This is a genomic window from Calidifontimicrobium sp. SYSU G02091 (genome assembly GCF_022631395.1).
GTDB classification, from domain to species: domain Bacteria; phylum Pseudomonadota; class Gammaproteobacteria; order Burkholderiales; family Burkholderiaceae_C; genus Calidifontimicrobium; species Calidifontimicrobium sediminis.
This window is the reverse complement of sequence record NZ_JALBGB010000030.1, coordinates 27,955-39,065: the sequence shown is the minus strand read 5'-3', so window position 1 is coordinate 39,065 and position 11,111 is coordinate 27,955. Positions and strand designations below refer to the sequence as shown.

Sequence of the window (11,111 nt, the reverse complement as noted above, 5' to 3'; positions counted from 1 at the left end):
GATCGACCGCAAACCCTACGACCCCAGCGCACACGGCGGACTTCAAATGTTGCTCAAAACAGCGGGGGGTTGACACAGGGTGTCTCATGCCGCAGCCCCGGCGGTCAGCGGCGCCTTGCGCCAGACGAACAGCTCGCGCAGTCGTCCGCGCCACGCCTCGCTGGCCAGGATGACGACGAAGCAGAACCCCATCAGCACCTGCACCGACGCGTCGGGCAGCCCGGTGCGTCGCTGCAGCAGGCTGCCGGCGGCGAGGAAGCCGCCGAACAGGATCGCCACCGGGATGATGGCCAGCGGATGGTGGCGCGCGACGAAGCTGACCAGGATGCCGGTGTAGCCCAGGCCCGCGATCAGCGCCGCGTTGGCCGCCGAGTGGACCGCGGCGACCTCGATGCCGCCGGCCAGGCCCGCCGCGGCGCCGCCGAGTGCGCAGGCGACGACGACGAGCCGGGTGACCGGCAGCCCGACGAGCTGCGCCGCGCGCGGGTTGCCGCCGACCACGCGCGTGGCAAATCCGTGCGTCGTCGCGCCCAGCCACACGGCCGCGAGCAGGCACGCGGCGACGCCGAACACGAGGCCCCAGTGCACGTCGAACGCACCGATCGTGCCGATCAGCACGCTCTGGTCGAGCGGCAGCGTCGAAGGCTTGTTCAGGCTCGCCGGGTCACGCAGCGGCCCTTCGACGGTGTGTTTGAACAGGGCGATCGCGATGTAGCCGAGCAGCAGGCTCGAAATCGTCTCGTTGACGCCGCGCCACTGCCGAAGCCAGCCCGCGAGCGCGATCCACGCCGCACCAGCGAGCGCCGCGGCGGTGAGCACCACGGTGGTGCCCGCCGCACCCGAGGGCAGCGCGACCACGTAGGGCAGCGCCGCGCCCGCGAGGCCGCCGAGCACCAGTGCCCCTTCGCCGCCGATGACGATGAGGCCGGCGCGCGCGGGCAGCGCGACGCACAGCGCGGTGAGCATCAGCGGCGCGGCGCGCTGCAGCGTGTTCTGCAGCGAGAACGCGTCGCCGAAGGCGCCGCGAAACAGCAGCGTCCACACCTGCACCGGGTCGTGCCCGTCGACCCAGACGAACAGCCCGAACAGCGCCAGCCCGCCGGCCAGCGCGAGCACGGGCAGGGCCACGGCTTCGGCGGTGTCTCGCAGCTTCATGATGGGCAGCAGCTCGTGGGATCGTGTCAATCGGCGCCCGGCCCCGAGGCCGCCGCGGACGCGGCGCGGCCGCTTCCGCTGGCGACGACCGGTGCGTCAATGGCGCGCGAGCGCGTCGCTGGCGGTCAGACCTTCCCGATCACGCCTTCGACGAGGTAGTTCATCGCCTCGAGCGTCACGTCGGTCTGCTTGAGCGTCGTGCCCTTGGCGATCACGACCTTGCCGGTGTTGTCCTTGAGCTCGCCGGCGAAGATGTCGAATGTGCCGGCCATCATCTTGGCGCGCACGTCCTCGGCGTTCCTGCGTGCGCCTTCGCTGACCATCGCGCCGTAGGGCGAGGACTTGACGAAGCCGTCCTTCAGGCCGCCACGCACGAAGTTGGGGTGCGGCTTGCCGGTGCGCGCGGCGTCGAGGAACTGCCTGTACGCGGTGAGCCAGTTCCACTCGGCGCCGGTGAGGTAGGCGTTGGGCGCCAGCTTGGCCTGGCTCGCGTGGTAGCCGCACACCATGCGGCCGCGCCGCGCCGCGGTCTCGACGACGACCTTGGGGCCGTCGACGTGCATCGTGAACACGTCCACGCCCTGGTCGGCGAGGCTGTTCGTCGCCTCGGCTTCCTTGACCGGCAGCGACCAGTCGCCGGTGAAGATCACGGTGGTGGTGATCTTCGGGTCGACGGAGCGCGCGCCCAGCGTGAACGCATTGATGTTGCGCAGCACCTGCGGGATCGGCTTGGCGGCGACGAAGCCGAGCTTCTTGCTCTTGCTCATGTGGCCTGCGACCACCCCGTTGAGGTACTGGGCCTCGTCGATGTAGCCGAAGAAGCTGCCGGTGTTGGCGGGGTGCTTGCCCTGCGTCCACAGGCCGCCGCAGTGGGCGAAGCGCACGTTGGGGTTGCGCGCGGCCACCGCCAGCACGTGCGGGTCGAAGTAGCCGAACGAGGTCGGGAACAGCAGCGTTGCGCCATCCTGCGAGATCAGGCCCTGCATGCTCTTCTGCACGGCCTGCGTCTCGGGGACGTTCTCCTCCTCGACGACCTTGACGCCGGGGATCTTCTTCATCTCGGCCGCGGCTTCGGCGTGCGCCTGGTTGTAGCCGAAGTCGTCGCGCGGGCCGACGTAGACCACGCCGACCGTGATCGGTGCCTGCGCAAAGGCGCTGCGAAGCGCGCCGGGCAGCGCGAGGGAGGCACCGGCGAGGCCGCCGGCGGCGAGCAGCCGGCGGCGGGTCGTGCCGTCGAGCGGGGTCTTGGCGATATGGTTCATCATGGGGCTCCTGAAACGGGCGGGGTCACGAAAGGCACGACGGGCTCAGCCCGTCGGGGGGTCGATCAGGCTGACGTGCGCCGCCACGACGCGCCAGCCTTCGGGAAAGCGCACCCAGGTCTGGCTCTGCCGACCCAGCTTGGTGCTGCCTTCGCGGCGGAACTCGGTCATCGCGGTGGCCACGTCGCGGCCAAAGGTCGTGATGACGGTGTTTTGCAAGCGCCGGGCAAGCCCGGTGCTCGGCCGCGCGGCGCGGAACGCGCGGATGGCCTCGATGCCGACGAGGTTCTCGGCGATGCCGTAGCGCACCGTGTGCCCGCTGGCCCAGAACAGTTCGTCGAGCACGTCGATGCGGTTGTGCACCAGGGCATCCTCGTAGCGCGCGAAGACGGCGCACACCTCGGCGTGCACGTCGGGCAGGTTGATCTCCATCGTCAGGCTTCCTCAGCGACCTGCGCCACCGGCGCCGAGGCGACGCCCGCGGCCTCGAGCGCGTGCGCGACGCGCAGCGCGAGGTCCTCGCGCCACGGCGCGGCGATCACCTGCACGCCGATCGGCAGGTGGGGCGCGGCGGCGTCGAGGCCCCACAGCGGCACGACCACCACCGGCAGGCCGATGCACGAGACGGGCTGCGTCAGCAGCCCCATGCTGGCGCGGGCGGGCAGGCGCTGGCCGGCGATCTCGAGCCACTCGGTGCCGATGACCGGCGCGGTGCAGGGCGTGGCCGGGGCGAGCACGACGTCGACGGTCTCGAAGCTGGCCGCCACCTGGCGCGCGAACCAGTGGCGCAGCCGCTGCGCCTGCTGCACCCACGCCGCGGGCAGCAGCGCGCCGGCGAGGAAGCGGTCGCGCGTCAGCGGGTCGAAGTCGTCGGCGCGTCGCCGCAGGTCGTCCAGGTGCAGCGCGGCGCCCTCCGCATTGGTGATCAGGAACGCGGCGGCACGCGCGCGGTCGACCTCGGGCCACTGCACTTCGCGCGCCGTGCCCAGCGCCACCGCGGCGCGCTCGACCGCGGCCAGCGCCGGCGCCTGCGCCATCGTGCGGAACCATCCACCGAGCACGCCGATGCGCAAGCCCTCGGCACCGCGCGCGAGCAGCGGCGCCGTGGCCTCGACGGGGCGCGGTGCCTGCGCCGGGTCGCCGGGGTCGTGGCCCTGCATCGCATCGTAGGCGGCTGCCAGCTCGGCCGTGCTGCGCGCGAAGGGCCCGAGATGATCGAGGCTCGCGACGAAGGGGTAGCTGCCGGTGCGCGGCAGACGCCCGAAGGTGGGCTTGAGCCCGAACACGCCGCACAGCGAGGCCGGCACGCGGATCGAGCCGTTGGTGTCCGATCCCAGCGCGAGCGGCACCTGGCCGGCAGCCACTGCAGCGGCGCTGCCGCCTGACGATCCGCCGCTGATGCGGGCGAGGTCATGCGGGTTGCGCGTCGGCCCGTAGTGCGAGTTCTCGGTCGTGAATCCGTAGGCGTACTCGTCCATGTGCAGTGCGCCCACGCACACGGCGCCCGCCGCTTCGAGCCGCCGCACGAGCGTGGCGTCGCGCCGCGCGGGCGGCGCGTCGCGCTCGATCTTCGAGCCGGCCAGTGTCGTGAGCCCCTCGAGGTCGAAGAGGTTCTTCACCGCGAAGGGCACGCCGCGCAGCGGCAGTGCGGCGTCGCTGGCGTCCACCGCGGCGGCGCGGGCGAGCGCACGCTCGGCGAGTACGGCGCTGAACGCATGGACGCGCCCGTCGGTGGCTTCGATGCGAGCCAGCGCCGCGCGCACGTGGTCGACCGCGTTCATGCCTGTGCCTGCACTGCCGGCGCGACCGGGACGAACACGTTGCCGCTCTCGTCGGCCGGCGCGAGCGGGAAGTCCATCACGCGCGGCGCGAGGCCGGCGACCAGCTGCAGGTAGCGCACGACCCCCGGCCGCTGCTCGGGCGTCAGCACGAGACCGAGCAGCGCACACTGCGCATCGACGTAGGCGTCGAAGTCCATCGCCATGCCCCCGGCTCAGGCCTTGTACAGCTGCCGATAGTCGGGCTGCAGGTGGAACCAGTAGGTGAAGCCCATCACGTCGCTGCGCATCGCGACGTCCTGGCTGGGCTGGAACAGCGGGATGCGGGGCACCTCGTCGTAGGCGATCTGGATCATCTCGCGCACCGAGCTGTCGTAGATCGCCTTGTTCTCGGCGAAGCGCGCGTTGGTGATGATGCGGTCGAGCTTCGGGTTCTGGTAGCTCATCGTGTTGAACACGGCGTTCTGGCCGTGGTAGCACCAGTAGAAGAAGTACTCGGGGAAGTCGAGCCACCCGCCGAAGCGGTTGAGGATCATCGGCATGTCCTTCTTCAGCAGCGCCGCGCGCCAGGTGGCACCCGGGATCTTGTTGATCCGTGCCTTGATGCCGATCTGCGCGAGCGCCTCCTGGATCAGGACGGCGGCGGGCTCGCCCACCGTCGCGCCACCGAGGTCGATGCTGAGCGTCGTCTCGAATCCATTCGGGACCCCGGCCTCGGCCATCAGCGCCCTGGCCTTGTCGAGGTCGGTGCGGTACCACGTGGGCTGCGGCCACGCCGTGCTCTTGATGGGCCCAGGCGGGCCGCCGTACAGCTTGGTGCCGCGGCCGTACAGCGCGGCCTCGTGGATCTTGTCGTAGGGGAGCGCCCACGCCACCGCCTGGCGCACCTTGACGTTGTCGAACGGTGGCCGGGTCGTGTTCATGCCGACGTAGAACATCGCGTTCTCGATCGGCATCGTCGACACCTTGACCGGGCCGCCGTCTGTGGCCATCTCGGCGAAGTCCTTGGGCGGCATGTCGTAGGTCATGTCGATGTCGCCGCGCAGCAGCAGCGCGCGGCGGTTGCCGGCGTTGGGCACCTCGCGCTGCACGACGCGGCGCAGCTTGGGCATCGGGCCGCACTTCCAGTCGTCGTTGCGGACGTAGACGATCTCCTGCCCGGGCCGGAACGACTCGACCTTGTAGGCGCCGCCGCCGGCGGTGTTGTTGCGCGTCCAGTTGAGGCCCCACGGATCCTGCGCGGTGGCGTTCTTCTTCACCAGCTCGCTGTTGAAGACGCAGGGCACGACGACCGCGAGGTTGTTCATCGTCAGCTTGTCCTTGCGGATGAACTTGACGCGGAACGTGTGGTCGTCGACGACTTCGAACTGTTCCGGCTTCTCCAGCGAGCCCGCGGCCATCTGGAAGGTCGGGAAGCCGCCGACGCTGACCGCGCGGTCGAAGCTCCACTTGACGTCCTTGGCCGTCACCGGGGTGCCGTCGTGGAAGGTCGCGTTCCTGCGCAGCCTGAACGTCACGCTCATGCCGTCGGGTGCCATCTGCCAGCTCTCGGCGAGCTCGGGCTCGAGCTTGGTGGCGTCGTAGGTCACGCGCCCGTCGGGCAGCCTCTTCTTGCCGAAGGTCATCAGCCGGTCGTAGACCAGCCAGCTCACGCCATAGGCCGGGCGGTTGGCCCCGACGGTGTGGATGTCCAGCGAGTTCGGCCCGAACTCGTTGGCCACGATCAGCACGTCCTTGGGCCGGGCTTGGGCATGCACGGCAAGCGGCAGGCCGCCGAGTGCGGCCGAGGTGGCGGCGGTGCGGGCGAGGAAGTCGCGGCGATCCATGGCGTGAGCTCCTGGGGGCGGTCAGAGGGAGGCGAGGTAGGCGCGCCAGCCGCCGAAGCGGCTGATGTCACGCGCGCCGTCGAGGGCATGCGCTTCGCAGAGAAAGCCGTGCACGTGGCGGCCGTCGGCCAGCTCGATCGAGCCGAGTGCCAGCGGCGGCGGCACGAGGGCGAGGAACGAGCCGATCTGCGCCAGCGGCATGTCCCAGACCTCGACCTCGATCGCATGGCCGGCGTCGGCGACGCGCTGCAGGCCCGGCTTCGGGGGACGTGTGCCGGGCAGCGCGTGCAGGCGGTAGCGCGCGGCGGTGGTCGTCGTCTCGCGCCACACGGCGCCGCGTTCGGTGAGCTGCCCGTTCAGGGGTTGCCCGCTGAGGTGCGCGCCGACGACGGCCAGCGGCAGCGTCGGCTCCGCGGCCGGCCAGGTCAGGGGTTCGGCGCTCGCGCGCCGCTGGCCGGTCGCGCCCAGCGGCAGGGCACAGGCCTGCTGCCAGCGCCGGCCCCAGCGGGCGAGGGCGGCGTCGGCACCCCCGGGGGCGATGAAGGTGACGCCGAACGGCAGGCCGTTCGGCGTGAAGCCCGCGGGCAGCGCGAGCGCACTCCAGCCGAGCAGGTTGACGAAATTGGTGTACACGCCCAGCCGCGCGTTGGCGCCCACGGGGTCGGCCGCCACGTCGTCGAAGCTCGGATGGCGCGGTGCCGTGGGCACCATCAGCACGTCGACCTCGCGCCAGATGCTGCGCACTGCGAGCTGCGCGTGGCGCAGCGCGTACTGGGCACGGAAGGCATCGACCGCACGGATGTCGCGCGCACGCCCGATCACCCTGGCCACGGTCGGCTCGACCGCGTCGGGGTGCTGGCCGAGCAGGGCCTCGACGACGGCCAGCCGCTCGGCCACCCACGGCCCTTCGTAGAGCAGCTGCGCGACCTCGTGCAGGGGCGCGAAGTCGATCGCCGTCACCGCCGCGCCGAGCGTTGCCAGGGTCTCGCAGGCGGCGCGCCAGCCGGCGTCGTAGCCGAGCGCGGCGTCGACGTCGGGGTGGCGCGGGATGCCCACGCGCAGCGGCTGCGGCCAGTCGATGCGTCCGGGGGCAAAGGCGCTGTAGTCGTCCGCCTCGTCGGGGCCTTCGATGACGGCGAGCACGGTCGCCGCGTCTTCGACGGTGAGGGCGAAGACCGAGACGCAGTCGAGGCTGCGGCACGCCGGCACGACGCCGGCGGTGCCGACGCGTCCTGGCGTGGGTTTCAGGCCGACGACGTTGTTGAATGCGGCAGGCACCCGCCCGGATCCGGCGGTGTCGGTGCCGAGCGAGAACGGGACGTCGCCGCGGCCGACGAGCACCGCCGAGCCCGAGCTCGAGCCGCCGCTGATGCGGTCGGCCGCGAACACGCTCGCCGGTGCGCCGTACGGCGAACGGGTGCCCACGAGACCGGTTGCGAACTGGTCGAGGTTGGTCTTGCCGAGCAGCACCGCACCAGCGGCGAGCAGCTTGCGCACCACCGTGGCGCTTTGCGCGGGCTCGTAGCGGAAGGCCGGGCAGGCGGCGGTCGTCGCGAGGCCTGCGACGTCGATGTTGTCCTTGACCACGAACGGCACGCCGAACAGCGGCATGGCAGCCAGCAGTGCGGCGCGGTCCACGCGGGCGCGCGCGAGGGCGTCGAGTTCGGCGCAGCGTCGTGCGAGCGCCTGGGCGTCGACCTGCAGGATCCATGACGCCGGGGGGCTGTGCTCGAAGATGCGGCGCGCGCGTGCCGGCACCAGGTCGCCCGCCGTCGCGCCGTCGAGGTAGGCGCGACGCCAGTCCTCGATCGTCAGCAGTTCCGATTCGTTGGGCCGCATCTTGGTGCACGCTTTGGTATACCAACTGGCATGCTTGCAGCTTCCGTGCCAATCCGCGTCCGTTGCCGACAACGCACTGCGGGGACGCGCGACCGGCGCACCGTCGGCCGATCTCTGGGCGCGGCGCGACGGATCCGATCAGCGCCGGCTGGCGGCCATCAAGGCCGCCTTCGGCGGCTCGCGCAGCAGCGCGGGCATCTCGCTGGCTTCGGTCGCGACGAATGGGCGGTCAACGGGCGGAAGACGGCAGGCAGATGGGGCGTAAGAGGTGCAGGAAACGGACCGGACCGCGGCGGCAACGCGTTGGCGGATCGGCACGCTGGCGAAGCGCCCGCAGATCGCCACGACGGCGCCCGCTTCGCGCGACCCCACTTGCACTTGCGCTCGCCCACGCCGAGGTGCGCCGACACGTTCTCACCCTCGATGAGCCGATGCGCCACCCGCGAGCAGCCACGGCCCCCCCGCTTCGGCCGGTGCGGTCGCCTTCGGCGTCGGCACCCACGCCGACACCGGCCTCAGCGCCGCACCGAGTTCGATCCACAGCGCGCCGCAGCGCGGCGCGACCCCGGCAGGAAGCAGGCCGTCGAGCGCAGCGCGCGGTGGCGTGGCGTCATGGTGTGGGGATGGCCGGTGCAGGTGTAAAGGGCCGCCGAGCGCAGGGGGCGGTGCCGAGCTCAGGGATTGGCGGCGCGAGCCCGAGCCCGGAGGCACGATGCACGCCGAGCCGCTGCACGACCGCGCCGAGAACGGCACCCCCATAGTAAAGATCGAGCCCGACGAGGACATCCCGCTCAAGCCCCCGATGGGGCGCACGCAGCGCACCGAGGCGGGCATGCAGAGCTTCTCGATCGACTCGGTCAGCGGGCACGGCGAGATCTTCGACGTGCTGTACGACTGGTGCGAGGCCGAGGGCATCGCGCTCGACACGCTGATCCACGAGATGGGCACGGCGCAGATCGAGATCGACACAGGCGCGGCGGCAAGGTGCAGCGGGTGGTGGTGGCGAGGCGAGGCCGGCCGGGCGGCATCCAGCGGCTCGCCTGGCCCGCAGCGATCGTCAGCGCCGTTGCGCCTTGGCCAGCAACTCGAGCCCGAGCGCGCTCTTGCCCTGCCCACGATCGGCGCGCAGCGCGAAACGGGCTTCGGCGTCGAACTCCGCCAGCAGCAACGTGGCCATTTCGTCGATCAACCGGTTCACACTGGTGCCTCGGCGCTTGGCCAGTGCCTTCAGGCGTTCGTACTTGTCGTCGAGCAGACGGATGGTCAGGGCGCTCATTCGTGCTCCTCGATCTTCAGCAAGGCAGATGGCGTCACGGCGTGCAAGCCGGGGAACTTCAACGCGTGCCGCTTGAGGTCGCGCAGGTTCTGACTGACGACGCAGTCGGCTCCCCCGGCCACCGCGAGTTCGATCAGGTGGTTGTCGCCCTCGTCGCGCAGGTGGGGCGCCAGCCGAAGTAGATCCGCGTCCAACGGCAATGTGCGAGGAAGATGTCCAGCAGTTCCTCGCGCTCGGTGGCGTCGAGACGACTGGTGGCGAACAGCCGCCCGCGCGACAGGACGTCCTCGTATTCCGCCAGCAGTGCGGCACCCATCAACGGCACGAAGCGCTGGCGCAGGCAGCCGGCAATCACCGCCGCCGAGGCGCCGCGTCCCAGGCAGGCGCTGACGAACGCGTTCGTGTCGACGACGATCACCACGACCAAATGGCGTCAAGAACGATACCACCTGCGCGACACGGCGAGGTGTGGCGCGGACCGTCGGGCGCGGTGGCGTGTGGCAGGCGGGATGCCATGCAGGGCTGGCGCCCCGCCATGCATGCGGGCTGCGGCGCACAATCGCGCCCCATCGGCACTGCCAGAACATCCCCCATGACCGACCCCGATGCCGTCCAACGCTGGCTCGACGAGCACCGCATCACCGAGATCGAATGCCTGACGCCCGACATGTCGGGGCAGGCGCGCGGCAAGATCGTGCCGCGTCACCGCTACGACCCCGCCGCCGGCCTGCGCCTGCCCGAGGCGGTGCTGACGATGACGGTCACCGGCGACTACCCGGAGAAGGACTACACCGCCGTCTCGGACCCCGACATGCGGCTGGTGCCCGACGCGGCCACGCTGCGCCCGGTGCCGTGGGCCAAGGAGCCCACCGCGCAGATCATCCACGACTGCCTGCACTTCGACGGCACGCCGGTCGAGCTGTCGCCGCGCAACGTGCTGCGCCGCGTGCTGCAGCTGTACGCCGACCGTGGCTGGAAGGCCGTCGTCGCGCCCGAGATGGAGTTCTACCTCGTGCAGATCGAGCCCGACGAGGACATTCCGCTGAAGCCGCCGATGGGGCGCACGCAGCGCACCGAGGCGGGCATGCAGAGCTTCTCGATCGACTCGGTCAGCGAGTACGGCGAGATCTTCGACGTGCTGTACGACTGGTGCGAGGCCGAGGGCATCCAGCTCGATACGCTGATCCACGAGATGGGCACGGCGCAGATGGAGATCAACCTCGACCACGGCGACCCGCTGTCCCTGGCCGATCAGGTGTTCCTGTTCAAGCGCACGGTGCGCGAGGTGGCGATCCGCCACCAGATGTACGCCACCTTCATGGCCAAGCCGATGCAGGGCCAGCCCGGCAGCGCGATGCACCTGCACCAGAGCGTGGTCGACGCGGCCACCGGCGCCAACATCTTCAGCCGCCCCGACGGCGAGCCCTCGCCCGAGTTCTTCCACTTCATCGGCGGGCTGCAGACCTACCTGCCGGCAGCCACCGCGTTCTTCGCGCCGTACGTCAACTCGTACCGGCGGCTGTCGCGCTACACCGCCGCGCCGATCAACCTCGGCTGGGGCTACGACAACCGCACCTGCGGGCTGCGCGTGCCGCGCTCGGGGCCCGAGGCGCGGCGCGTCGAGAACCGGCTGGCCGGCGTCGACACCAACCCGTACCTCGTCACCGCGGCGACGCTGGCCTGCGGCTGGCTCGGCATCGAGCAAAAGCTCCAGCCCAGCGAGCCGCTGGCCGGCAGCGCCTACGAGCAGCCGCGCCAGCTGCCGCGCCACCTCGACGACGCCGTCGAGCTGCTGCTGCGCTGCCAGCCGCTGGCCGAGCTGTTTGGCGCGCACTTCGTCGAGACCTACGCGGCGATCAAGGAAGCCGAGTACCGCGAGTACTTCGACGTCATCAGCCCATGGGAGCGACGCTACCTGCTGCTCAACGTGTGAGGCGGCTGCCGCCGGCGCGCGCGCGCAGCCGGGCGCGGTGCG

9 protein-coding genes and 1 pseudogene are annotated in these 11,111 nt (G+C 71.2%); 2 read left to right on the top strand and 8 right to left on the bottom strand.

Annotation, left to right across the window (positions count from 1 at the left end; translation table 11 throughout):
* Positions 1 to 84: 84 nt before the first annotated feature.
* From MOJ79_RS15595 to atzF, 7 genes are all read right to left on the bottom strand, one after another.
* A complete protein-coding gene (locus tag MOJ79_RS15595) occupies positions 85 to 1,149 on the bottom strand; it encodes an ABC transporter permease (RefSeq protein WP_442863135.1) in 1,065 nt (354 codons plus the stop codon).
* A gap of 131 nt (positions 1,150 to 1,280) precedes the next feature.
* Complete coding sequence (locus tag MOJ79_RS15590; protein ID WP_241924984.1) at positions 1,281 to 2,417, bottom strand: BMP family ABC transporter substrate-binding protein; 1,137 nt, start codon at positions 2,415 to 2,417, stop codon at positions 1,281 to 1,283.
* Between the two features lie 45 nt (positions 2,418 to 2,462).
* On the bottom strand, positions 2,463 to 2,849 hold the full coding sequence (gene hpxZ / locus MOJ79_RS15585) for an oxalurate catabolism protein HpxZ (RefSeq protein WP_241924983.1): 387 nt from the start codon (positions 2,847 to 2,849) through the stop codon (positions 2,463 to 2,465).
* 2 nt (positions 2,850 to 2,851) lie between these two features.
* Positions 2,852 to 4,198 (bottom strand): AtzE family amidohydrolase, encoded by a 1,347-nt coding sequence (locus MOJ79_RS15580; protein WP_241924982.1) that lies wholly within the window; start codon positions 4,196 to 4,198, stop codon positions 2,852 to 2,854.
* Entirely contained in the window at positions 4,195 to 4,401 is a 207-nt protein-coding gene (locus MOJ79_RS15575) for a DUF4089 domain-containing protein (RefSeq protein WP_241924981.1), read from the bottom strand. The genes MOJ79_RS15580 and MOJ79_RS15575 overlap by 4 nt, the downstream gene beginning before the upstream one ends.
* A gap of 9 nt (positions 4,402 to 4,410) precedes the next feature.
* Positions 4,411 to 6,021 (bottom strand): ABC transporter substrate-binding protein, encoded by a 1,611-nt coding sequence (locus tag MOJ79_RS15570; RefSeq protein WP_241924980.1) that lies wholly within the window; start codon positions 6,019 to 6,021, stop codon positions 4,411 to 4,413.
* A 21-nt stretch (positions 6,022 to 6,042) separates the two neighbouring features.
* Positions 6,043 to 7,860: an allophanate hydrolase gene (gene atzF / locus MOJ79_RS15565; RefSeq protein WP_241924979.1), complete on the bottom strand. Its 1,818-nt coding sequence runs from the start codon at positions 7,858 to 7,860 to the stop codon at positions 6,043 to 6,045.
* A 712-nt stretch (positions 7,861 to 8,572) separates the two neighbouring features.
* On the opposite strand from atzF, the gene MOJ79_RS15560 reads away from it, so the two are divergent.
* Complete coding sequence (locus MOJ79_RS15560; RefSeq protein WP_241924978.1) at positions 8,573 to 9,229, top strand: glutamine synthetase; 657 nt, start codon at positions 8,573 to 8,575, stop codon at positions 9,227 to 9,229.
* Here MOJ79_RS15560 and MOJ79_RS19175 read toward each other — a convergent pair.
* Positions 9,133 to 9,491 (bottom strand): annotated as a pseudogene (locus tag MOJ79_RS19175) (PIN domain-containing protein). The gene MOJ79_RS15560 and the pseudogene MOJ79_RS19175 sit on opposite strands and share 97 nt — an antisense overlap.
* 237 nt (positions 9,492 to 9,728) lie before the next feature.
* Here MOJ79_RS19175 and MOJ79_RS15550 point away from each other — a divergent pair.
* Positions 9,729 to 11,069, top strand: coding sequence for a glutamine synthetase family protein (locus tag MOJ79_RS15550; RefSeq protein WP_241924976.1), 1,341 nt, complete (start codon positions 9,729 to 9,731; stop codon positions 11,067 to 11,069).
* The last annotated feature ends 42 nt before the right edge of the window (positions 11,070 to 11,111 follow it).